At 54.3% G+C, this 23,995-nt stretch carries 24 protein-coding genes and 1 other RNA gene; 14 read left to right on the top strand and 11 right to left on the bottom strand.

Annotated elements, in window-relative coordinates; genetic code table 11:
- Positions 1-135: 135 nt before the first annotated feature.
- Together PFRI_RS21520 and PFRI_RS08895 are read left to right on the top strand one after the other, a co-directional pair.
- Positions 136-384, top strand: coding sequence for a helix-turn-helix domain-containing protein (locus tag PFRI_RS21520; protein ID WP_072630353.1), 249 nt, complete (start codon positions 136-138; stop codon positions 382-384).
- 114 nt (positions 385-498) lie between these two features.
- On the top strand, positions 499-1,464 hold the full coding sequence (locus PFRI_RS08895) for an alpha/beta hydrolase (protein ID WP_084649648.1): 966 nt from the start codon (positions 499-501) through the stop codon (positions 1,462-1,464).
- 164 nt (positions 1,465-1,628) lie between these two features.
- Here PFRI_RS08895 and rnpB read toward each other — a convergent pair.
- The 5 genes from rnpB to gatC form a co-directional block, all read right to left on the bottom strand.
- An RNA gene (rnpB, locus tag PFRI_RS08890) (RNase P RNA component class A) lies at positions 1,629-2,033 on the bottom strand.
- Between the two features lie 13 nt (positions 2,034-2,046).
- Positions 2,047-2,730, bottom strand: coding sequence for an N-acetylmuramoyl-L-alanine amidase (locus PFRI_RS08885; RefSeq protein ID WP_483878466.1), 684 nt, complete (start codon positions 2,728-2,730; stop codon positions 2,047-2,049).
- Positions 2,731-2,737: 7 nt separating this feature from the next.
- A complete protein-coding gene (locus tag PFRI_RS08880; RefSeq protein ID WP_072630351.1) occupies positions 2,738-3,424 on the bottom strand; it encodes a hypothetical protein in 687 nt (228 codons plus the stop codon).
- Between the two features lie 33 nt (positions 3,425-3,457).
- Positions 3,458-4,945 carry an Asp-tRNA(Asn)/Glu-tRNA(Gln) amidotransferase subunit GatA gene (gene gatA / locus PFRI_RS08875; RefSeq protein ID WP_072630350.1) on the bottom strand — a complete coding sequence of 496 codons (1,488 nt, stop codon included), beginning with the start codon at positions 4,943-4,945 and terminating at the stop codon, positions 3,458-3,460.
- Positions 4,945-5,232, bottom strand: a complete 288-nt coding sequence (gene gatC / locus PFRI_RS08870; RefSeq protein WP_072630349.1) for an Asp-tRNA(Asn)/Glu-tRNA(Gln) amidotransferase subunit GatC — start codon at positions 5,230-5,232, stop codon at positions 4,945-4,947. The genes gatA and gatC overlap by 1 nt, the downstream gene beginning before the upstream one ends.
- A gap of 135 nt (positions 5,233-5,367) precedes the next feature.
- On the opposite strand from gatC, the gene PFRI_RS08865 reads away from it, so the two are divergent.
- The 9 genes from PFRI_RS08865 (at position 5,368) to PFRI_RS08825 (ending at position 14,476) form a co-directional block, all read left to right on the top strand.
- Complete coding sequence (locus tag PFRI_RS08865; RefSeq protein ID WP_072630348.1) at positions 5,368-6,060, top strand: metal-dependent hydrolase; 693 nt, start codon at positions 5,368-5,370, stop codon at positions 6,058-6,060.
- 9 nt (positions 6,061-6,069) lie between these two features.
- Entirely contained in the window at positions 6,070-6,870 is an 801-nt protein-coding gene (locus PFRI_RS08860) for an endonuclease/exonuclease/phosphatase family protein (protein WP_072630347.1), read from the top strand.
- 160 nt (positions 6,871-7,030) lie between these two features.
- A complete protein-coding gene (locus PFRI_RS08855; protein WP_072630346.1) occupies positions 7,031-7,792 on the top strand; it encodes an ABC transporter ATP-binding protein in 762 nt (253 codons plus the stop codon).
- 9 nt (positions 7,793-7,801) lie between these two features.
- On the top strand, positions 7,802-8,806 hold the full coding sequence (locus PFRI_RS08850) for a branched-chain amino acid ABC transporter permease (protein WP_072630345.1): 1,005 nt from the start codon (positions 7,802-7,804) through the stop codon (positions 8,804-8,806).
- Positions 8,803-9,870 (top strand): branched-chain amino acid ABC transporter permease, encoded by a 1,068-nt coding sequence (locus PFRI_RS08845; protein ID WP_072630344.1) that lies wholly within the window; start codon positions 8,803-8,805, stop codon positions 9,868-9,870. The genes PFRI_RS08850 and PFRI_RS08845 overlap by 4 nt, the downstream gene beginning before the upstream one ends.
- 34 nt (positions 9,871-9,904) lie before the next feature.
- Positions 9,905-11,113: an ABC transporter substrate-binding protein gene (locus PFRI_RS08840; protein WP_072630343.1), complete on the top strand. Its 1,209-nt coding sequence runs from the start codon at positions 9,905-9,907 to the stop codon at positions 11,111-11,113.
- Between the two features lie 105 nt (positions 11,114-11,218).
- Positions 11,219-12,016, top strand: coding sequence for an ABC transporter ATP-binding protein (locus PFRI_RS08835; protein WP_072630342.1), 798 nt, complete (start codon positions 11,219-11,221; stop codon positions 12,014-12,016).
- Positions 12,017-12,026: 10 nt separating this feature from the next.
- Positions 12,027-13,829, top strand: a complete 1,803-nt coding sequence (locus PFRI_RS08830; protein WP_072630341.1) for an AMP-dependent synthetase/ligase — start codon at positions 12,027-12,029, stop codon at positions 13,827-13,829.
- A complete protein-coding gene (locus PFRI_RS08825) occupies positions 13,826-14,476 on the top strand; it encodes an HD domain-containing protein (RefSeq protein WP_072630340.1) in 651 nt (216 codons plus the stop codon). Before PFRI_RS08830 ends, PFRI_RS08825 begins: the two co-directional genes overlap by 4 nt.
- A 162-nt stretch (positions 14,477-14,638) precedes the next feature.
- On the opposite strand, the gene preA is transcribed toward PFRI_RS08825, so the two are convergent.
- The gene (preA, locus tag PFRI_RS08820; protein ID WP_072630339.1) at positions 14,639-15,943 is read right to left on the bottom strand and encodes an NAD-dependent dihydropyrimidine dehydrogenase subunit PreA; all 1,305 of its coding nucleotides are present in this window, start codon (positions 15,941-15,943) and stop codon (positions 14,639-14,641) included.
- Complete coding sequence (locus PFRI_RS08815; RefSeq protein WP_072630338.1) at positions 15,943-17,274, bottom strand: NAD(P)-dependent oxidoreductase; 1,332 nt, start codon at positions 17,272-17,274, stop codon at positions 15,943-15,945. The genes preA and PFRI_RS08815 overlap by 1 nt, the downstream gene beginning before the upstream one ends.
- 154 nt (positions 17,275-17,428) lie before the next feature.
- Between PFRI_RS08815 and argB the strand changes: the two genes are divergently transcribed.
- From argB to PFRI_RS08800, 3 genes are read left to right on the top strand one after another with little or no spacing between them, the layout of a single operon-like run.
- Entirely contained in the window at positions 17,429-18,289 is an 861-nt protein-coding gene (gene argB / locus PFRI_RS08810; protein WP_072630337.1) for an acetylglutamate kinase, read from the top strand.
- Positions 18,282-18,905 carry a ferredoxin gene (locus PFRI_RS08805; RefSeq protein WP_072630336.1) on the top strand — a complete coding sequence of 208 codons (624 nt, stop codon included), beginning with the start codon at positions 18,282-18,284 and terminating at the stop codon, positions 18,903-18,905. Before argB ends, PFRI_RS08805 begins: the two co-directional genes overlap by 8 nt.
- Positions 18,906-18,909: 4 nt before the next feature.
- Positions 18,910-19,398 (top strand): SixA phosphatase family protein, encoded by a 489-nt coding sequence (locus tag PFRI_RS08800; protein ID WP_072630335.1) that lies wholly within the window; start codon positions 18,910-18,912, stop codon positions 19,396-19,398.
- Positions 19,399-19,522: 124 nt separating this feature from the next.
- Here PFRI_RS08800 and PFRI_RS08795 read toward each other — a convergent pair whose 3' ends face one another.
- From PFRI_RS08795 to PFRI_RS08780, 4 genes are all read right to left on the bottom strand, one after another.
- A complete protein-coding gene (locus tag PFRI_RS08795; protein ID WP_072630334.1) occupies positions 19,523-20,287 on the bottom strand; it encodes an amino acid ABC transporter ATP-binding protein in 765 nt (254 codons plus the stop codon).
- A 15-nt stretch (positions 20,288-20,302) separates the two neighbouring features.
- Positions 20,303-21,598, bottom strand: a complete 1,296-nt coding sequence (locus PFRI_RS08790) for an amino acid ABC transporter permease (RefSeq protein ID WP_072630333.1) — start codon at positions 21,596-21,598, stop codon at positions 20,303-20,305.
- 1 nt (position 21,599) lies between these two features.
- Positions 21,600-22,814, bottom strand: coding sequence for an amino acid ABC transporter permease (locus tag PFRI_RS08785; protein ID WP_072630332.1), 1,215 nt, complete (start codon positions 22,812-22,814; stop codon positions 21,600-21,602).
- Positions 22,815-22,949: 135 nt separating this feature from the next.
- Positions 22,950-23,969, bottom strand: coding sequence for an amino acid ABC transporter substrate-binding protein (locus PFRI_RS08780; RefSeq protein WP_072630331.1), 1,020 nt, complete (start codon positions 23,967-23,969; stop codon positions 22,950-22,952).
- Between the last annotated feature and the right edge of the window lie 26 nt (positions 23,970-23,995).

The raw sequence follows: 23,995 nt of genomic DNA, 5'->3' as shown, positions 1-23,995 counted from the left end.
TCTGACGAAATACCATGCGCGAAAAAGGACTTGCAAAAAGGGAGCCATCCACACAAGACTAAGGTGTCTCATTGCTTGAACGAATTCTTGCCCAGTGGTCGTGTATCCGTTGAAGAGGTCGCGCGGTAATTGGCGATGAGCAAACGCACGCTCCAGCGACGTCTTTCGGATGAAGGGACAAACTGGCTCGAAGTGCTGAACGAGGCGCGCGAAGCCTTGGCTAAACACTATTTGACGACAACAAATTATGGCACGTCCGAGGTCAGTTTCCTTTTGGGGTTTGAGGACCCGAATTCATTCTTTAGAGCGTTCAAGCGGTGGGAGGATACCTCACCCGAGCTTTGGCGTTTGCGAAAAAAGGAGCAAGGCGGCTCGCTACACTAAACCTTGGCTGGTTTGGCGTCTTGGGCAGGTATGTTGGCGCGTCAAGCGAGTGTTGAACGCGCGAATGTATCGTAGGATTGACCGGTCTGTTTACCCCAGAAGGAGCACCTGACAATGGCCCGCTTAACCCGTTCTATGTATCACAAAGACCTTCAGCCAGCTTATGGTTTGGGCCGAGCGGTGACTTGGATAGGCCGTCGCAATTGGGGCCTGCGCATGATGCATCGGTTCATGATGCTGCCCTTGGTTGGCAACAATATCGACGGTGTCGATTGCACTGAAATTTACATCCCAAGCGTGGCAACCGCAGGGCATAAAATCCGTGCGCGCGTTTACAAACCAGCAGGTGCAAAGGGCCCGCTTCCTGCAATGCTGTATGCCCACGGCGGTGGGTATCAGGTTGGTGTGCCAGAACAGGCCAATCCGTTCTTTGAGGATGTGATCAAACGGCGGGATGTAGCCATTATTGCGCCTGCTTATCGGCTGTCCTTGCAAGGTCATCCATATCCAGACGGGTTGAACGATTGCTATGACACGTTGCTGTATATGAAAAAGAACGCAGCCGATCTTGGCATCCGCAACGACAAGTTCATCATTGCAGGCCATAGCGGTGGTGGCGGGATGGCCGCAGCGGTGACGTTGAAAACCATTGATACACAAGCCGCTGACATTGCCTTTCAGATGCCGATCTATCCGATGCTGGATCACAGGAAGAACACGAAGTCCGCGCGCGAGATGGTCGGGACCGCCGTTTGGGACTGCCGCTCAAATGCTTTGGCTTGGGAAAACTATCTTGGCCATTTGAAAGGCAACATTCCCGATCATGCGTCCCCGGCCTTGCGACAAGACCTGTCCGGCATGCCGCCCACGATCAGCTGGGTCGGTGATATGGAGCCATTCAAAGATGAAACAATCACGTATATGACGGCCCTCGAACACGCTGGAGTGCCAACCAAATTCAAGCTCCATCAAGGCGGTTTTCATGGGTTTGAGACAGTTCTGCCGAAAGCCGGTGTGTCCATAGAGGCCAACGAATTCCAAGTCAGCGCGTTCGCAGAGTTCTACGACAAGTATCTGTAAGCAGCATCTATGAAACGGTCATTAGTGCAGCCGCAGCGAAAGCACAGTTTGGTCGGCAATGCTGGCCTTCCAAACCTGCACAAGAAACAACCATTCCACCCATCCGAGCAACGGAGGTTTCCGCCCCAATGCCATCGAAGCTGAAACAAGTTCAGAAAATAAACGCGTACGGAGGGCCTATAAGCCGGATTTTGTCCAATGCGGCCCTCTCGAGCCGCAAATAGATGACCATTCATCTTAGCACTGGATTACCCCAGCGCCTCTAGCTGCCAACCCGGATGCCTCAGGCTAAAGCTTCCCTGCGCGGATATCGATTGCTCGATCACACGCGCGCAGCATCCCTATTTGGCATTGCTCCCGGTGGGGCTTGCCGTGCCGGTCCGGTTACCCGTCCCGCGGTGCGCTCTTACCGCACCGTTTCACCCTTACTTAAGTCGAAACAAAAGCGGTTTCTTCTCTGTGGCGCTATCCCTCAGGTTACCCTGGCCGGGCGTTACCCGGCACCGTTGCTTCATGGAGTCCGGACTTTCCTCGGCCCAATTAAGAACCGCAGCCATCCAGCCTTCCGTACGCTGGTGTCGCCTAACTTGTGCCAACCCATGGGTCAACTGCGAATCGCGCAGCAAGCGACGCAGCATCGCGTTGGTCTGCAACAGTTTCCGCCCCCTGACGCCAAGGAGCAAAGCGCAAGCGGAACGCATTCAAACACGCCTCAACACCAAACTCAGCAACGCTGTAGCCCAGCGCCTGTAAACTATCGGTTAATGGCTGTTCTTGCGCCTCAGAGGGCCACACAGACAGCCCCCCCAGCGCCAACCGGCACCAGTCAAAACGCGCGCCGGGATCACCTTTGCGCAAAGGCGCCATATCCGAATGCGCAATCACATGATGCATAGGAATATCCCAACGACGCAGGATCGCATCCAGCAGCTCTTCCAAAGAATCCATAAGCGGCGCAGAGAAGGGCGAGAAACCATCGTTATCCAGCTCGATCCCGATAGAGCGCGAATTGATGTCATCGCACCCTGCCCAGCGCCCTGCCCCTGCATGCCATGCACGCGCAGCTTCATCGACCATCTGCGTCACAACTCCGTCGCGCGCAATCAGGTAGTGCGCAGAAACTTCGCGCTCAGGATCACAAAGCAAGCAAATCGCATCCTCGGCGCTTTGCATCGCTGTGTAGTGAAGCACCACCATATCAGGTTTGAGAATGCCGCCTTTGCGCGGCCCACAATTGGGCGATGGACGCTGTAGGGCCGCGCCCATCGAATGATCAACCGCTTACTGCATTGCGAAAGGGTGCCGGATCCCATGCGCAGGCGAAACCATCACCATCGGGATCCATACCACTGCGATCCTTCACAGGACCGCCAGCAGCCAAGAATTCTTGTTGCGCTTGATCTTGAGAGGCAAAACCAGAACACGCGCGCTGATATTTGCGTTCAGCATTAAAACCGTTGCGTCGATAGACCCGCTGGCCTTTGGCGTTCTTTGCAGCAAGTGCAAATGCAACAATGTTCGGCCCTGCATTGCCTTGTCGCGTGGGCAGTGCCGTTGGCTGGATCACTTGATATTGTTGTTGGTTCTGCGCGCGTTTCGCGGCGTCGCCCTCGATCGAGCGCTGGCCAGAAACCGCGTTAAAATCATTCTCAGCACTGATGCCACCCGCACGCAGCACAGGCGCTGCATTGGTCGGGCTTGCGTTCACCGTTGCTTGTCCCGACGTTGCTTGCGCAATTCCAGACGCAGCAGCAGGCGCAAGGCTTTCAGAGCTTACCGCTTGCGGAGGCGGCAACGCCCCACCGCCCGTCAGAGCCGCGTCGCGCGCAGCTTGTGCACGTTCGAACTCATTATAATCACCAAAGCCAACACCAGCACCGCTGTCGGGGATGGTGGGGCTACATGCGCTCAGAGCAACGAGTGCGCCCAGCGCAAGTGTCGGAAGAAAAAACCGCTTCATTTTAGATGTGCCTCGAATGTCTTTTTGGGGCGTTTACCACCATTTGCTTGGTTTTGCTACAAAACCCGCGGATTGCTCGAGCGCATAGGCGGTATTTAGCAGATCACCCTCTTCCCACGGCTTGCCAATCAGTTGCAGCGCAAGCGGAAGACCATTCGCGTCAACACCCGCAGGCACCGCAATACCTGGCAGACCCGCAAGGTTCACAGTGACCGTAAAGACGTCATTAAGATACATCTGAACCGGATCTGCGTCCTTCATTTCGCCAAGGCCAAAGGCCGCGCTTGGGGTTGCAGGCGTCAGGATCGCATCGACGCCAGTGGCGAACACATCATCAAAATCTTTCTTGATGAGCGCACGCACGCGACGCGCGCGGTTGTAATATGCATCATAAAAACCAGCGCTCAAAACATAGGTGCCGATCATTACGCGACGCTGCACTTCTGGGCCAAAGCCTTCGGCGCGGGTCTTTTCATACATCTCTGTGATGCCGTCACCTGCATCCAGCTTGGCGCGGTGTCCATAGCGCACACCATCATAGCGCGCGAGATTCGAGGACGCCTCCGCAGGTGCGATCACGTAGTAAGCAGGCAATGCGTATTTTGTATGCGGAAGCGAGATATCAACAACCTTAGCGCCCGCCTCTTTCATCATAGCAGTGCCGTCAGCCCAAAGCTGCTCGATCTCGTCAGGCATACCGTCCATGCGGTACTCTTTCGGGATACCGATGGTCTTGCCTTTGATATCACCCGTCAACATCGCTTCAAAATTCGGAACAGGCAGGTTCGCGCTGGTGCTGTCTTTTGCATCGAATGAACACATGGCCTCTAGCATGATCGCCGCGTCGCGCACGTCTTTGGTCATAGGACCCGCTTGATCCAAGGACGATGCAAACGCAATCGTGCCCCAACGTGAGCAACGCCCGTAGGTCGGCTTGATCCCAGTAATGCCCGTAAAGGCCGCAGGCTGGCGGATGGAGCCACCAGTGTCCGTGCCCGTCGCCGCGAGGCAAAGATCAGCCGCGACCGCAGAAGCAGACCCGCCGGAAGAGCCACCAGGCGTGAGATCTGCTTCATCGCCGCTGCGACGCCAAGGGTTGACCACGTTGCCGTAGACAGAGGTCTCGTTGGAGGACCCCATCGCGAATTCATCCATGTTCAGCTTGCCCAGCATCACTGCGCCTGCGTCAAACAGGTTTTGGCTGACAGTGCTTTCGTATTCCGGCTTGAAGCCTTCCAGAATCGCCGATGCCGCCTGAGACGGCACACCTTTGGTGCAGAACAAATCCTTGATACCAATCGGCAAACCGCACATGTCAGGAGCATCGCCTGCTGCAATCCGTGCGTCCGCGGCTTTGGCCTGCTCAAGCGCGATCTCTGGTGTGTGATGCACAAATGCATTCAACGCGCCTGCGCCCTCGATAGCTTTCAAATGCGTCTCAGTCAGCTCAACGGATGTGGTTTCGCCCTTGCGCAGCGCATCGCGTGCGCCAGCCAGCGTCAATTTAGTGAGATCAGACATTATTCAACAACCTTTGGAACTGCGAAAAATCCTTCGCGCGCATCAGGCGCATTCTTGAGAATTTTTTCCTGCTGATCACCGTCCGTGACCACATCGCTCCGGCGATAAAGCCGCTGCGGCGTCACAGATGTCATTGGCTCAATGCCCTCAACGTCAACTTCATTGAGCTGCTCGATAAAGCCCAAAATATTGGTGAATTCCTGCGCCAAAGCGGGCAGTGCTTCTGGCTCTACCTTGATGCGCGCCAGTTTGGCGACGCGCGCGGCGGTTTGTTCATCAATGGACATTGGGCAAGTCTCCACAATAGCAAGTTGCGCTAGCGTTTAGCGCCCACGCCGCGCACTCGCAAGGGTGCAAGAGTTTGCAATTCTCAAATTGCCAAACCCTGCTAGCCTCTGCGTGTCAAAAAGGAAGGTAACACTATGAAAATCATCCCCCTCGGTCATTCCGGCTTTCGCATTGAAATCGAAGATCAGGTCTTGCTGATTGATCCTTGGCTCACAGGCTGCCCTGTGTTTCCTGAAGAGCGTCGCGCAGAGGCGATAAAGGGGGCAACGCACGTGCTTATTTCGCACGGTCATTTCGACCACTGCGCCGATGGTTTTGATGTTGCCAAGGAACTCGATATTCCAGCCGTCGGGATCTACGATCACATGGGTTTCATGGAGGGCAAACTCGGCATCAAAACCGTTGGGTTTAACAAAGGCGGTACCGTGCAGCTTGGCAAAGTGGCTGTCACAATGGTTACCGCTGCGCATTCCAGCACCTATAATTCCGACGATGGCCCCATGTATGCAGGCACCGAGAGCGGGTTCATGATCGCAGGCGAAGGCAAGGTCATTTACTTTAGCGGCGACACGGATGTGATGATGGATATGGAAATATTCGAAGACCTGCACCATCCAGATATCGGTATTCTGTGCGCTGGTGGGCATTTCACGATGGACATGAAGCGTGCCGCCTATGCTGCGAAACGGTTCTTCAACTTCAGCACGGTGATCCCATGTCACTACAACACTTTCCCTGTGCTCGAGCAAAGCGTACAGCCGATGATTGATGCCGTTCCAAACGCAAAGGTAATCGAACCTGAAGTGCTTGTCGCGATTGAGATTTAAAGTCCTGCAATGGAAATCATGTGCTTAAACGGTTGGGGCGGCAAACTGCATGAGGTGCTGTTGCCCTACCTGAACACTGCGACACCCGACGTGCTGTGTTTACAAGAAGTTGTGCACAGCCCGACCAGTGACAAAGACTGGCTCACCTACCGTGACGGTGACCATGTCCTGCCACAACGCGCGAATTTATTTCGCGATGTGTGTCGTGTGCTGCCCGATCATCACGCCATTTTTTGCCCACACGCTCAGGGCACTCTTTGGGATGGAGAGATGGAATTGCCGTCCCAATTTGGCATCGCGACCTTTGTGCACAAATCCTTGACCATCATCGGCCAAACCCAAGGTTTCGTTCACAAAGACTACTCTCCCAACGGCTATGGCAGTCACCCGCGTTCGCGAAACGCACATGGTGTGCGGGTCTATGACGACAATGCATGCCGCGCTGTGAGTATCACCCATATGCACGGACTTCGCGACTTGCGCGGGAAAATGGACACCCCAGATCGCGCAAGACAGGCGCAAAAGTTTCTCGACGTGAACCAGCAACTTTCCCAATCAAACGACATCAGCGTGCTTTGCGGCGATTTCAACTTGGAGCCCGAGAGCGAAACCCTCACCATCCTCGCGACTGCGGGTTTCACAGAGCTGGTCAAAGCACACGCTTTTCCCACGACGCGCACATCGTTTTACAAAAAATCTGACAAATTCGCCGACTACATGCTGATCAACTCTTTTACCGCAGTGAAAAAATTCGAGGTTATCAACAAACCTGAGGTTTCAGATCACTGCCCGTTATTCTTGCACATTTAGCATCACGGACCTGTCAGCTTGACGTAACGTACAACCGCGTCAAATAGCATTGCTCCTCCCAAACAAACCGCTAAGCTGAATTTTCAACAGAGAGCGTCCCCCACCCAATAGATCGCAAAGCGACGTCGTGATGGGGGCAAAAACAAGGTTTTGATCGGCCATGCTAAGCGTATCGGACTTGCATCTATCCTTCGGCGGGATCAAAGCGCTGCAAGGGGTCAACTTTGAAGCCAAAGAAGGCGAGATCACAGGTGTGATTGGCCCCAATGGCGCGGGCAAAACCTCCCTTTTCAACGCGATCTCTGGCTTTTACGCGCCTGACAAAGGCACCGTGACCTTCGATGGCGACGACATCACGGGTATCTCGCCGGACAAACGCGCGTCGCTCGGAATGGCGCGTACATTTCAGAATATTGCGCTCTTTCGCGGCATGACCGTGCTCGATAACATCAAACTTGGTGGTCATACGCGGCTCAAGACCGGTCTTTTCTCCGCGTTCAAGTATTTCGGCTCTGCGCGTGCAGAAGAGTTAGAACTGCGCCGCGACATCGAAGAGCGCGTGATTGATTTCCTAGAGATCGACCACATCCGTAAATACCCGATCACGATGCTCTCTTATGGTCTTCAGAAACGGGTTGAATTGGCACGCGCGCTGGCGATGCGCCCGCGCGTTTTGCTACTTGATGAGCCGGTCGCGGGCATGAACCGTGAAGAGACCGCAGACATGGCGCGCTTTATCTTGGACGTGCAGGAACAGTTCGGCACAACCATTCTGCTGGTAGAGCATGACATGCATATGGTTATGGATATTTGCAGCCACATCGTTGTGCTCAACTTCGGTCAACAAATTGCCTCTGGCACCCCTGCGGAGGTGTCGCAGAACCCCGCGGTCATCGAAGCTTACTTGGGCGCGGCAGCGTAAGGATCGATCATGGGACAGTTTATTCAATTCGCAATTAATGGCCTGATGAGCGGCGCAATCTACGCGCTGATCGCTGTGGGCATCGTGTCGGTGTATAAAGCCACGAAAGTGGTGAACTTCGCGCACGGTTACCTGATCATGTTCGGCGCTTACTTTTATTTTACCTTCGCCGTGATCATCCCGGGAATGGAGGGCGCGCCAGCTTGGCTCGCCTCTTGGAAGCCTGCTTGGATGGTCGAAATGCGAGAAGGTTTGACAATGTTCTCGCCGCTCGGCGCTGTGCTCGATTGGGCGGCGAATATACCGCGCATCGTCTTTGGTTTGCTCGGTGCGCTATTCTGTAACGCGCTTCTTGGCCTGCTGGTGGAACGTACATTGATGCGTCCTCTGATGGGTCAATCGGTCTTTGCGATGATTATGGTGACCGTTGGCCTCATCTCGATCCTTTCGGGCGCTGCATCTTTGATATGGACTGCGGACGCTGCGTTCGTGCCGCATATCGCGCCGAATACGCCGATCCGTTTTGAATTGTTCGGCACGATGATCTTCCTCTTTGGCGCGGACATTGTGAATATGATCATCGCTTTGCTCATCTTTGGCGGTATCGTAGCCATGGTGAAATTCACCAAAGGTGGCGTCGCGATCCGCGCTACAGCAGAGGATCAATCGACGGCCTATTCCATGGGTATTTCTGTCCCGAAAGTATTTTCGCGCGCATGGGTACTGGCTTGCACCACCGGTGCTGTTGCTGGCGCGATCCTCGCGACGCGTAACGGTATTTCACCATCGCTTGGCCTGTTTGGTTTTTCGGTGCTCGCTATTGTCTTGATGGGTGGCCTTGATAGCTATGTCGGCTGTTTCATCGCCGCAATGAGCGTTGGCGTGCTGGAAGCGATGACCCAATGGAAACTCGGCGGTGAGTGGGCAGAGATTGTGCCCTACGTGGCCGTCTTGGTCGTCATCATCTTCCGTCCACACGGATTAATGGGTCAAAAAGAAGTTGAACGCATATGATTAACGGCAACCTCAAAGCCACCTATGGCGCGGATGAGCGGGTTCTGAACAACCGCAACAAGCAGGCATTTGTGATCATCAGCATCGCCTTGCTGGCAATCTTCCCTTTGTTTGCTGACGACTATGCGGTCCTTATGGCGTGCAAAATGGGGATCCTTTTGATCGCTGTCGTTGGGGTGAATGTTTTAACAGGATACACAGGTCTTGTGTCCTTGGGCCACGGCGCTTTCGTTGCCATCGGCGCATATGCGACGGTGATCCTGAGCAATGCATTCAGCGGCCTGCCCGCTGGCATCTTGCCGTTCATTGTCGTGCCGCTGGCTGTTATTATCTCAGCGCTCATCGGCATTGTCGTAGGCCTGCCCTCTTTGCGGGTTAAGGGCCTCTACCTTGCGGTGGCCACCCTCGCCGCCAGCTTCATTGTGAAATTTCTGATCGAGCAAGATCTCTTTAAGGATTGGACCGGCGGCGTTGTCGGGATCAACACACCTGTGCCGAACCTGCTAGGTTGGGAGCTGGACACCAAGCGCGAAATGTATGTGCTGATCACCACTCTCGCAGTTGTCACACTTCTTGCGGCGCAAAACCTGTTTCGCACCCGCGTTGGTCGCGCCTTTATTGCCATCCGTGACCGCGATTATTCTGCTGAGATCCTCGGGATTTCCCTACTGCGCTACAAGCTTATGAGCTTTGCGATTTCTGCGGCCTATTGCGGCTTGTCCGGCGCTCTGTTCGCCTATTTCTACGCACGCATACTGCCTGAGCAATTCAGTCTTGATCTGTCGCTCGAGCTGGTTGCGGCCCTGATCGTTGGTGGCATGGGACGAACGATGGGGCCTGTCTTTGGCGTATTCTTGGTTCTGCTGGTCCCTGAATTGATCAAGATTGGCATGGGCGCGGCGACTGGTGGTAGCCTAGAATTGGCGCGCTACACTGCCCCTGTCCAAGAAATCGTCTTTGGTCTTTTGCTGGTTTTCTTCTTGTTGAAAGAACCACTTGGGATCAACCAAATCACCGACCGCATACTGCGCTCTGCAAACCGTTGGCCGTTTGCGCGTGGATAACAACATCAAAGGCCACCACTTAGGGAGACACTTTATGACACTCAACAGACGTTCATTCCTTGCCACAGGCGCCGCTGCGGCGGCCGTCATGGGCACACCAATGATCCTCAAAGCGCAACCCAAAGAGTATGTGCTTGGCGCGTCCTTGCCGCTCACAGGTCCTTTCGCGACTGCTGGCCAACTTGTGGCACCGGCGTTCGCATTGGCGCAGAAGTTGTTCAACGACGAAGGTGGTATCGCGGGTACGCCGATCCGTTTCGTCACAGAAGACTCCGGTTATGTGCCACAGAACACATTGGCCAACTACCAGCGCGCTTTGGCGACTGAGGGCAATGCTCTGGTTGGTTATTTCGCCGACTCCACAGGTGCGATGAAACTGATCGCGCCAGAGCTGAAAGGCGAGAATGCACGCCTGATGGGCTCTACGTCGTTCGCGTCTGAATTGGCAAACCCAGAGACGAACCCCTACCAGTACCTCTCTGGCCCGACTTATCAGGACCAGTTCGATATTTTGCTGCAAAACATCAAAGCGGCAGGTGGTACGAAGGTGGCATTTATCTATTCCAACACTGAGTTTGGTCGTGACCCGATTGAGCATGGCCGCGCGAAAGCTGCTGACTTGGGCATCGAAGTTGTGCTGGAAGAAAGCACGAAAGCGCAAGGCGCGGATATCCCGACACACGTCACCAAGCTCGCACAATCAGGCGCAGAGCACTGCATCTTGCAAGGCTACGTCACAGGCGTTTGGCCACAGTTGATCGGCGGCGCACGTCAGTTCGGTTTGCCTGTACAGTTCCACGGCACCTTCTGGGGCATGGAAAAGCTGATCGCGGATCGTATCACTGCAGAGGCGGGTCCGTTCCTTGCGGGCTACCAAGGCGTGATGCCCTACCGCTACTTCTATGATCGCGAAGACGCGCCGCGCTATCAGCAATATGCAGAGCTGTCCAAAGCAATGTTCGCAGGCACGCCGCTGGAAAACTACATGTCGACATGGGGTATCCAGGCGATGTGTGGTCTCGAACTGGCCATGAAAGCGATGCGCGACACGGCAGAAGCAGGAAATGAGCTGACGGCAGATAATATCGCTGAAAGCCTGTCCAGTATTTCCGATTGGGACAGTGGCGGTTTCTTTGGTGGTCCGGTGTCGATGAACAACAACAAGATCGGTACTGGTCGTGTCTATGAATACGCACCTGACACAGGTCTGTTCACGCCTGTGTCTGACTGGTTGAGCACTTAAGACCCGGTTTCGAATGGCCTTTGGGCCATCCAACCAAAGCGAGGGGGCTAGCCCCCTCGCACTCCCCCAAAGTTTATTTGGAAAGTTGAAGAGGACGCGTCGCGTATGTTGGCAATCGAGAACATCGAGGTAAGCTATTATCATACCGTGCAGGCGTTGCGCGGCCTATCGCTCGAAGTGCCTAAGGGCAAAATCGTGACGTTGCTTGGTACCAACGGTGCGGGCAAAACTACGACGTTGAAAGCGGCCTCTAATCTTTTGAAGCTCGAAAATGGAGATGTCGGCGAAGGCCGCATTCACTTTGACGGCAAGAACATCAAGAATACAGCGCCAGACGCCCTGGTGAAGCAAGGCATGTTTCATGTACGCGAAGGGCGCCGAATTTTCGCCGAAATGACCGTTGAGGACAATCTGATCGCAGCATCCTACGCGCTAGACGGGCGCGGTATAAAGGCCGATTTCGACAAGGTTTACGCGTTCTTTCCGCGGTTGTTGGAGAGACGCAAACAGATAGCCGGGTATCTTTCTGGCGGTGAGCAGCAGATGCTCGCGTTCGGGCGCGCGATGGTCGCCAAGCCCAAGTTGATCTTGATGGATGAGCCATCTTTAGGACTGGCCCCAAAGATCGTGAAAGAGATTTTTGAGACGATCCGGCGTTTGAACACAGAAGACGGCACCTCTATTCTTGTTGTTGAGCAAAACGCTGGCGTCGCCTTTTCCGTCGCGGATTACGGCTACATTATGGAAAGCGGTCAGATCGTTCTTGAGGGCGATGTTGAGACACTGAAGAACGATAAAGACATCCAGAGCTTCTATCTTGGCGTCGCCGAAGACGGCAGCGAAGATCGCCAATCTTTCCGTGATGTGAAGCATTACAAACGCCGCAAGCGCTGGCTGAGTTAAGGAATTTCCCATGACCGACTTTCGCTCCAACGTCTCGATCGTATCATCGCACGCCGCCAATGAGCCAACCCGCGTCGCCATGCGCCAGAAGGATTTCGGCATCTGGCAAGAGATCACATGGTCCGGCTTTGAAGATATTATGCACGCCGTCGCCGCAGGCCTGATAGAATTGGGTATGCAAGATGGCGAGCACATCGGCATCCTGTCAGAAAACCGCCGTGAATGGGTGCTTGCACAGTTCGGCATCAATGCTGCTGGCGGCGTGGTGACGGGCATGTACCCCACCTCCCCCGCGCCCGAGATCGAACATCTTGCTGGATCATCCGACACCACAATGTTGTTCATTGAGGACCAAGAGCAGCTCGATAAGGTCATCGAGCTGCGTGGCAAGCTGCCAAAGCTGCGCCAGTTGATCATTTTCAACCCCAAAGGCACCGTCGGTGAGACGGAATTGAACCTCAAAACCTTTGATGAGGTGATTGAAATGGGGAGCAAAGCACTCGCCGCAGGGGTCGACAAAACAGTCGCCGCGCGTATTGCGGCCATTACGCCAGAACGCACAGCGATGATGGTCTTTACATCCGGTTCAACTGGCTTGCCGAAAGCCGCTGAAATCAGTCATCACAACCTGTCTGTTGCGGCATCGCTTAGCCGCGAAATCTTTGGTGAATATCCTGAGGGTACCAATGTTCTCAGCTACTTGCCGCTGTGCCATATCGCCGAGCAGAACGTGACTGTGACCAATGCACTTGCGTCTAAAATGGTGATGAACTTTGGCGAAAGCCTGCGCACGATCATTATTGATCTACGCGAAGTCGCGCCGCAAATCTTCTTCGGCGTGCCGCGTATCTGGGAAAAAATGCGTTCTGATTTGACAATCCAAGCGGCAACGGCGGGCAAGATAAAAGGTCCCGTGACCCTTTATGCTTTGAAACAGGCGGAACGGCGTGGCGCAATCCGGCGTGATGAATGGAGCGTTCAGGACAAAATCGCCAACGCGTTTTGGGACTGGACAGTTTATCGTCATATCCGCTCTTATCTCGGCCTTGGTCGCGTTAAATTCGCGATCTCCGCCGCCGCGCCTATCTCGGAAGATCTGCTCGCGTTCATGCGTGGCTTAGGCATCAACATTCGCGAAGCTTGGGGCATGTCTGAAACCACAGGGGCGGCAACAATCCAACCCGATTGGGGTTGCTCTGAGGGGCGCGTTGGCCACTTCGTTGACGGTGTGGACTATAAAATCGCCGAAGACGGAGAACTCCTTGTCAAAGGCGGAATCGTGTTCAAAGGCTACTACAATCGTCCCGATGCTACGGCCGAAACAATCGTTGATGGCTGGCTGCACACAGGCGATGTGGCAGAGGCTTGCGCAGACGGCTCCATCTCTTTGATTGATCGCAAGAAAGACATCATGATCAACGCGGCGGGCAAGAACCTCTCTCCCTCGTTGATCGAGAACATAATGAAGGCCTCTCCCTTTATCAAAGAGTGTATCGTAATCGCAGATAAACGCCCTTATGTCTCGGCACTCGTGCAGATCGACATGGACCCTGTGCGCCTTTGGGCAGAAAGCAAAGGTATCGCTTACACGACTTTCCGCTCGCTCGCTGAACATCCGCAAGTCGTTGAACTTATTGACAAAGAAGTCGCCAAGCAAAACGCCAACCTTGCGCGGGTTGAGCAGATCAAAAAGGTTCATTTGCTGTCCAAAGAACTGGATCACGATGATGGTGAAGTCACTGCAACGATGAAAGTGCGCCGCAACAAAGTGTTCGAACTCTATGATGGCCAGATCGAAGCGCTCTACGCGTGAGGGCGGATCTGTTTGCGCCCTTCACGGATATCGCCTCACAGCTTTTGCCGTTTGCCATCCCAAACGCTTCTGACGGCGCGCATGATATCGCCCATATCACACGCGTTTGGAAGAACGCTCAAAGCATCGCGGCGCAAGAGGGTGGAAATCTTGAAATTATAGTTTCTGCAACGCTTTTGCATGATTGCATAAGCGTCGAGAAAGACAGTCCGGATCGCGCGAAAGCGTCTATCCTCGCAGCCACGACTGCGCGCGACCATCTCTTAAATATGAGCTGGGACGAGGAAAAAATCGCCCAAACCTGCCATGCAATTGAAGCGCATAGCTTTTCTGCGGGAATTACGCCTGAAACTCTGGAGGCGAAGATCCTGCAAGACGCAGATCGCTTAGATGCCATTGGTCTCATTGGCATTGCACGCTGTTTTTATGTTGCCGGCAGAATGGGCAGCGCACTTTATGAACCAAACGATCCACGTGCGGCGCATCGCCTGCTTGATGATCGCTCCTACGCAATCGATCATTTCGAAACCAAATTACTAACTCTTGCAGATGGCTTTAAAACCGAGAAAGGCCAACGCTTGGCGAAAGCGCGACACGAAGAACTTTTGAGCTTTCGCTCAGCTTTCTTCACACAAATCGGCGCTTAAAAACCCACCTTCATCTTTCCAAATAAACTTCGGGGGAGTCTCAGCTTGCTGGGACGGGGGCTGGCCCCCACTTCTACAGTTGCCACAAAAAAACCCCCGCTGTCACTCACTCCAGCAGGGGTCTCTCGGGTCCGCTGGGGAGAACAGCGGGGTCTGTTAACTTTATTCCGCAGCCGTGGCGGAAGGATTATTCGGATGCGTTGTCCAGTTGGCATACTCCGGCTCAACCACACGGTCCGTCCGTGGGTCAATCGCGCCTACGGGCATCTGTTCCATGGTAATGCAATTTTCAACGGGGCACACGTTCACGCAAAGATTACATGCGACGCACTCCTCGTCGATCACCGAAAACACACGGTCGTCAGACATGGCGATCGCTTGATGCGAGGTGTCTTCACACGCCGCATAACACCGCCCGCAAGAGATACACAGATCCTCATCGATCTTGGCCTTCGCGATATAGTTGAGGTTTAGATATTGCCAATCCGTCGTGTTCGGTACAGCCATCCCGACGAACTCAGACGTGTCTGTATAGCCCTTCTCATCCATCCATTGGCTCAGGCCCGAAATCATCTCTTGCACGATCTTGAAGCCATAGGTCATCGCCGCCGTGCAAACCTGCACATTGCCACAACCAAGCGCCATGAACTCCGCAGCATCGCGCCATGTCGTAATGCCGCCAATACCCGAAATCGGCATGCCAGCGGTGTCTTGAGCACGCGCAATCTCGCTTACCATGCTCATCGCAATAGGTTTAACCGCAGGGCCACAATAGCCGCCATGGGTACCTTTGCCATCGATAGAAGGCTCAGGCGACATCGTATCCAGGTTCACGGAAGTAATTGAATTTATGGTGTTAATCAAACTCACTGCATCCGCGCCACCCCGATGCGCCGCAGCTGCAGGCTTTCGCACGTCGGTGATATTTGGCGTCAATTTGACGATGACTGGCTTGGAATAATACTGCTTACACCAGCGGGTCACCATCTCGATATACTCGGGAACCTGGCCAACCGCCGCGCCCATACCGCGCTCGGACATCCCATGGGGACAGCCGAAATTCAGCTCAATCCCATCCGCACCCGTATCCTCAACCAGCGGCAGAATGGCCTTCCACGCCTCTTCTTCACAAGGCACCATCAAGGACACAATCACCGCGCGATCAGGATAGTCCGCCTTCACGCGCTTGATCTCTTCAAGGTTAGTGAACAGATCGCGATCCGTGATCAACTCGATATTATTCAACCCCAGCAACCGCCGATCCGCGCCATAAATCGCGCCATAGCGCGGGCCGTTCACATTCACCACAGGTGGTCCTTCAGAACCGAGCGTTTTCCAGACCACGCCGCCCCAGCCTGCTTCAAACGCACGACGCACGTTGTATTCTTTATCCGTTGGCGGCGCAGAGGCCAGCCAGAAGGGATTGGGGCTTTTGATCCCCAGAAAATCAGTCGTGAGATCAGCCATTAGGACGCTCCCCCCATCAAATGCGCATGTATATCCATCGCCGCGTCGCGCCCTTCGGCGACCGCCGTCACGGTCAGATCATCGCCGCCAGAGGCACAATCGCCGCCAGCCCAGACACCTTTCACAGAGGTCGCACCACTTGCGGAGACCTTAATTTTGCGACCCTCCAACGTTGGCAAACCTTCGCCCACCAAGCTCTGTCCAATCGCACGAAAAACTTGATCCGCTGCGATGCGCACCGTCTGGCCTGTCGGCTTCAGATCATCATCAGTGTATTCAAATTCGACCTCGCGCACAGCACCGTTGCCATGCACCCCTTTGGGCGACGCATTGGTGATAATCCGCACACCTTTGGAGGCCGCGAGATCCTGTTCATACACGCTCGCGTTCATGCGAACGCGAGAGCGACGGTACACCAAAGTCACATTCAAAGCGCCAAGCAATTTCGCCTGCACCGCTGCATCCACAGCCGTCATACCGCCGCCAATTACGACAACATCGCGTCCAACGGGCACTGAACTTAAGTCGCTCGCTTGGCGAAGATCTGCAATGAAATCAACCGCATCCGCGATACCGTTTTTGTCATCGCCCTCAACACCAAGCCCATTCACACCACCAAGTCCCATTCCAAGGAAGACAGCGTCGTAGTCGTCTTGTAACTCGGCAAGACTCACGTCAGAGCCAAGCGCTACGCCAGGCTTGATCTCGATCCCGCCAATCTGCAAAAGCCAATCGACTTCGCGCGCGGCAAAATCATCGGTGCTTTTATAGGCCGCAATCCCAAACTCGTTCAGCCCGCCCGCTTTCGCGCGCGCATCCATTACAACAACATCATGCCCCTGCATCGCTAGACGATGCGCGCAGGCCAGACCCGCAGGCCCTGCTCCAACGACCGCCACTCGCTTACCAGTAGAGCCAGCGCGCTCAAACGGATGCACCCCTTTAGCCATCAAACCATCTGTCGCATAGCGCTGAAGTTGACCGATCAGAACAGGTTTGCCTTCTGCAACTTCGCGCACGCAAACCTCTTCGCACAATGTCTCTGTCGGACAAACCCGCGCGCACATGCCGCCCATGATATTCTGGCTCAAAATCGTTTTCGCCGCAGCATCTGATGTCCCCGTAGCGATCTGGCGAATGAACAATGGAATATCTATGTCCGTTGGGCAGGCCGTCACACAAGGCGCGTCATAGCAAAAATAACAGCGATCCGCTGCCACCAAAGCCTCATGATCATCCAGCGGCGCATGCAGATCTGCAAAATTCGCCTCATATTGATCAGCGCTTATGCGCCCTGCCTTTATCCCCTGAGCGAGCATATCTGCTGGCATTGACCTCTCCTCGTGACGTTCGATTTCCCTCACGTTTGCAGGGTTTTATTTTTTTATCAACTGGTAAAATTTATTTTCGCTTATTTTCCGCTGCTACGGCTTTGACTTGCCCACGCGCCAAGCGGGCGATAACCAAGTGGCAAGAGGTCCCAACATGAAGAAACAAGATATGAACCGCGATTGGATCGCCACAGCGCAAACGCTCTCTTCCGCGCTCCCGTATTTGCAGCGCTATGACGATGCGACTGTTGTCATCAAGCTTGGTGGTCACGCGATGGGCAGCGACGAAGGCATGGAGAGTTTCGCGCGTGACGTGGTGCTCATGCAGCAAGTCGGCGTGAACCCTGTAATCGTGCATGGTGGCGGGCCAATGATCAACGCAATGCTAGAAAGGCTCGATATCAAATCGGAGTTCGTGAACGGCAAACGCGTCACGGACGCGGCCACCGTCGAAGTCGTCGAAATGGTCCTTTCTGGGCGCGTCAACAAACGCATTGTCCAAGCAATCAACGCACAAGGCGGCAAGGCAGTTGGCCTTTCTGGCAAGGACGCGAACCTGATGGTCTGTGAGCAAACCGACCCAGATCTGGGCTTTGTGGGTACTCCTGTTGAGATGAATCCCGACTTCCTGCGTGGTCTCGCCAAAGATAACATCATTCCTGTTATCGCCCCCCTTGGAACAGGTCGAAACGGCGAAACGTTCAACGTCAATGGCGACACCGCTGCTGGCGCGATAGCGGCAAGCCTTGAGGCGGATCGCCTATTGCTGCTAACAGACGTGGCCGGTGTGAAAGATAGCTCTGGCGAAGTCGTGACAGAACTGACGGCCGCGCAAATCCGTGCACTGACCGCAGATGGCACCATCGCAGGCGGCATGATTCCCAAAACAGAAACCGCGCTTAACGCGATTGAGGGTGGCGTACGCGCTGTTGTCATCCTAGATGGCCGCGCACCCAACGCCTGCTTGCTAGAGCTCTATACAGAGCACGGCGCTGGCTCGCTGATCCGTGATTGAACAAATTCGCGCCGCTGCGCGCTTGGATTTTCTGGATGTGTTTGGCTCCGTCGTTAAAGATGGCGAAACAGTCCTCCTCCTTGGTCCCCATGAGCCCGGCTTCTGGCCGCATGTCACCATATCTGTTGAACTTAATGATGGCGCGCCTAATCCTTTAGATCGATGGTCCAAACGCGTGATTGGCAAGCTTGCCAAGAGCTTTGCAGCCGATGCGCTCTTTCCCTCCGATGGACCTCCCTACCCGCCTTTCATCTCTTGGGCGCTTGCCAGCCAGCAAGCATGGCTCGCCCCTGTTGGTATGTTGGTGCACGACCGCGCAGGCCTGATGACGTCTTATCGCGGAGCGCTAAGGATCAAGGGCCAGTACACTCGCACATCACTCGAACTGTCCCCCTGCGTCCCCTGCGCCAAACCCTGCAAAACTGCCTGCCCTGTCGATGCGCTAAGCGAAACGTCCTATTACGTAGAGGCGTGCAAAACGCATATCCTAGGGCCCGATAGTAAAAACTGCCGCACCATGGGCTGCGCTGCCCGCCGCGCGTGCCCGATCTCGCAAACCTACGGGCGCCTACCCGAACAATCCGCTTTCCACATGCGTGCTTTTTTGGGAGAATAATACCATGAGCAAAACCCTAATCGTCATGCGCCACGCCAAATCAAGCTGGGACTTTCCTTTTGACGACTTTGACCGCCCTCTCAACGCGCGCGGATACAAAGCAGCAAACGCCTTGGGGGATTGGCTGCGCACTCAAAACCTCGCACCAGACGAAACCTTCTGTTCCGCTGCGAAACGTGCTCAAGAAACCGGCGCGGGTCTAGATCTCAGCATTGCGCTCACTCAAATCAAACCCCTCTACATGAGTTCCCCAGACACGCTGCTCGATCACGTCCACCAAGCAAAAGGCGACACTGTCCTCGTGATCGCTCATAACCCCGGTATTGGTGAATTTGTCGAAAACCTCGCAGCCAATGCTCCAAATCACGAACGCTTCTTCGACTACCCGTCAGGTGCCACAACCGTTTTTGAATGCGACATTACAGATTGGCGCGACCTCACGTGGTCATCTGCCAAAGTTGTGCAGTTTGTCATCCCACGCGAACTTCCTTAATCCTCTTCCTCTTTTCAGAAATATCCCGGGGAGTCTCAGCTTGCCTGAGACGGGGCAGAGCCCCCAAACAAAAAAAGACAGGCCCGAAGGCCTGCCCTTTGAAAAACACCAATGTGCCTTGAACTTAGTGACCCAAAATCTGGCTCAAGAACAACTGTGTACGCTCGGACTGCGGGTTGTTAAAGAACGCTTCCGGCTCGTTCTGCTCAACAATCTGCCCTTGGTCCATAAAGATCACGCGGTTCGCAACCTGACGGGCAAAACCCATCTCGTGCGTGACGCAGAGCATCGTCATGCCCTCTTCCGCCAGTTCGATCATCGTATCAAGAACTTCCTTGATCATCTCAGGGTCAAGCGCTGACGTCGGCTCGTCGAACAGCATGATTCGCGGCTGCATGCACAAAGAGCGCGCAATCGCCACACGCTGCTGCTGACCACCAGACAACTGACCGGGATATTTGTCCGCTTGCTCTGGGATCTTCACCTTCTCAAGGAAATACATCGCCAATTCTTCGGCTTCTTTCTTGGGCGTTTTGCGCACCCAGATCGGAGCCAAGGTACAGTTCTCCAAGATCGACAAATGCGGGAAGAGGTTAAAGTGCTGGAAACACATCCCCACTTCCGAGCGGATCTTGTCGATATTCTTGATGTCGGATGACAAAACTGTGCCATCGACTTCAATGCGACCCTGCTGATGCTCTTCGAGCGCGTTTATGCAGCGAATGAGCGTGGATTTACCAGACCCCGAAGGTCCACAAATCACGATGCGCTCGCCGCGGTTAACTGTCAGATCAATGTCGCGCAGCACGTGGAATGTGCCGTACCACTTGTTCATGTTCTCGATTGAGATAGCGATCTCATCGGACACCTGTAGTTTTGCTTCAGCCATGACTGAGACCCCTTCTTATCGGTGACCGGTTGCGAGCTGACGCTCCAACCATTGTGAGTATTGTGAAATGCCGTAGCAGATTGGGAAGAAGAACAAGACAGCTGCAAGCCAGAGCTCCCAATAGACGCCGTTCCATTCTGTGGAGGCCAAGATCGGACCACGGATCATACCGACCAGATCGAACATCGAGATGACCGAAACCAGAACCGTGTCTTTGAACAATCCCACGGCCACGTTCACGATCCCCGGAATGGAAATCTTGAGCGCTTGGGGCAGAATGATCAAACGCATGGACTGGGCATAATCCAACCCCAAGCTGCCTGCGGCTTCTGCTTGACCCTTTGGCAAAGCAGCAAGGCCACCACGCACCACTTCCGCGATATAGGCGGCAGAGAACATGGTGATCATGATGATCACACGCAGGATAAGGTCAAAGTTCGTACCTGGTGGTAGGAAGTATCCAAGAACCACGTTGGCCACGAACAACAATGTAATCAGCGGAACGCCACGAATGAATTCAATGAAGACCACGCAGATCCATTTGATGATCAACATGTCCGACTGACGACCAAGTGCGAGCAGAATACCCAGCGGCAAGGACAAGGACACGCAGGTTACACCCAGAATGAAGTTCAACATGAACCCACCCATGTCGCGTGAGGGCACAGGCTCTAGCGCCAGAAAACCCGACAGCGGATCAGTGATATAGCCTGACAGCATCCATACGGCAACTGTCGCCACGAGTCCGCCGATCATACCCATCGCAGAGCTTTGATACACAAGGCGCGTGAAGACCACGTAACCCACGATCAAACCAACTGCGACCATGATAGGCACAAGGATGGAGCCGCCCCAGATCAACCAAAAAGCTGCAAATGGGAAGATCGCCGTGACGATCAACAGCTTGCGCGGCAATTTGTTGAATAACACAGGCGCAACGGCAACGAACAAAGCAAAGAATGCGATTGTCGGACGCCAATATTCCTCGGACGGGTATTTGAAGCCGAACAAAAGCTGCGGCCAACGTTCGGTCAGAACCGAAAAGCATCCACCCGTCTTGCCTTGCAAGATTTCACGGCACTCCGCGAGGGAGTCCGTTGTCCAGACCCCGTTGTAAAACCAAGGGAATGCGCCAGACACGATCAAGTAAATGAAGTAGATCGCGACAATTGTCAGGATCGAATTGAACCAGCCGTCAAACAAGTTCTTCTTGATCCAAGCCAATGGTCCCGCCGCTGTTATCGGAGCAGCTTGTTCTGGCAACATTGCATCGCGCACAAAAGCGACAGGTGTGGTGTTGGTATCGCTCATCCTACCGCTCCTTCAATTTTACAGAATTGTTGTACACGTTCATCACCGCAGAGATGCTGAGCGAGATGATCAGGTAGAAAGCCATCAACAGCAGAACCGTCTCAATCGCGCGGCCTGTCTGGTTCAGCGTGATACCACCCAAAGTGCCGGTGATGTCCATGTAACCCACCGCAATCGCCAGCGATGAGTTCTTGGTGATGTTAAGATACTGCGAAATCAGCGGCGGAATGATCACGCGCAAAGCTTGCGGCAAGATCACAAGGTTCATGATGCGACCCGGACGCAGACCCAGCGAAGCGGCTGCCTCTGTCTGTCCGGTCGAAATTGCGAGGATACCCGCACGCACGTTTTCCGCAATAAAAGCTGCCGTGTAGATCGACAACGCGAATGTCAGCGCGATGAAAGAGTTACGCGCATAGATGCCACCTTGGAAGTTGAAGCCCTTCAGAGCGGGATAATCCAGGGTGATCGGCTGGCCCATAATGAAAAACATCAAAATCGTGGGAACGAAGAACAACCCGATAGAGGGCCAAAGCGTCGATACCATGCGACCGTGATCGAACAACTGCTGCTTGGCGTAGCGGCGATAGCCCCAAATCCCAACAAGCGACGCGATAAACGTCAAAACGACGATCATCGACCCTGGCCCAAAGACCGGCTTAGGGAAATAAAAGCCACGCCCTGTGAAAGCGAACGATCCTAGTACCATACTCGCAGTCGCATCATCACCACGAAATTCGCGCGGCTGCGGCAACACGGCGACAAAGACCGCCATGATGATCAGGATCCAAATAAGGACAGGGACGTTGCGGAAAATTTCCACGTAAACACCCATCAACTTGTTGACGAGCCAGTTCTTGGACAATCGCAAGACGCCAACGATGACGCCGATAATTGTCGCAAAGAAACAGGCAACCACAGCGACAAGCAGCGTGTTCAACGCGCCGACCATCGCAGCGCGAAGGTGTGTGGATTGGGATGTATACTCGATCAAGCGCTGGTTAATGTCGTAGCCCGCAGGCTCGCCCAAGAACCGATACGAGATATTCAGACCCGCCGCTTTGAGGTTGGCAACAAGGTTGCTTCCCAAATAGCCGAAGGCTGCGATCAGCGCGATCAGAGCAATGAATTGGAATGTGTAGGATCGGTAACGCGTATCGTTGATCAACATCGATAAGCGAAATCCGCCCTTGGGAGGGTCAGATAGAGTCGTCATGGACTGTTCCCTGATGTGCTGCCTCTGGTGAAACCTGCCAGTTAATCCGGTCATGGCTCAGGGGCGGCGTTTTCTAGTATTGCCTAAAGGAAAAGGGCGCGGAGTGCTCCGCGCCCTTCCTAGATCAATCCGGATTTAGCGGAATGGTGGAACGTAGAGCAGACCACCGTCTGTCCACTGAGCGTTCAGACCACGACCAAGACCGATTGGTGTGTTCTCACCAATGTTCTTCTCGAAGATCTCGCCGTAGTTACCGCCAGCCATAATCGCATTCTTCGCCCAGTCAGCGGACAGACCGAGCATTTCGCCCAATGTGCCTTCTGTACCGAGGAGACGGTTGATTTCTGGGTTGTCACCAGCAGCCATAGACATTTCGCCGATGTTTGCAGATGTCACACCCAGCTCTTCAGCTGCGATAAGTGCGTTCAAAGACCAGCGAACAACGTCGCCCCACTCAGAATCGCCGTGACGGACCAGTGGGCCGAGTGGCTCTTTAGAGATGATCTCTGGAAGAACAACGTGATCACCTGGGTTCTCGAATGCGGCACGTGTTGCTGCAAGACCGGATGCGTCTGTTGTGTAAACGTCGCAAGCACCCTCAAGATACAAAGGCTGAGCTTCAGCGTTTGTCTCGATTGGAACTGGCTCATAAGAGATGTTGTTTGTACGGAAGTAGTCCGCCAAGTTCAGCTCTGTTGTTGTACCAGTCTGGATACATACTGTCGCGCCGTCGAGCTCTTTCGCGGAAGATACGCCAAGGGCCTTAGGAACCATGAAGCCTTGTCCGTCGTAGTAGTTAACACCTACGAATTCGAACTTCAGGTCAACGTCACGAGAGAACGTCCATGTTGTGTTACGTGCCAGCATGTCGATTTCGCCGGACGCCAACGCTGTAAAGCGTGTCTTACCAGTTGTTGGAACGAACTCGACCGCGGATGGGTCGCCAAGAACAGCAGCTGCGACCGCGCGGCATACGCCCACGTCGAAACCTTGCCATTCGCCGTTCGCATCTGGTGCCGCGAAACCAACGAGACCAGTGGTCACGCCACAGTTCAGCTTGCCGCGCGCTTTAACATCGTCAAGCGTACCGGCCGCTGCTGCGCCAGCTGCCAAAGCAGCTACAGTCATCGCACCAAAAAATACGGATTTTTTCATTTTTACCTCTTCCTGATTTCCCACCC

This window comes from Planktotalea frisia, assembly GCF_001890925.1.
Classification (GTDB): domain Bacteria; phylum Pseudomonadota; class Alphaproteobacteria; order Rhodobacterales; family Rhodobacteraceae; genus Planktotalea; species Planktotalea frisia.
This window is presented reverse-complemented; position numbering and strand designations above follow the sequence as displayed.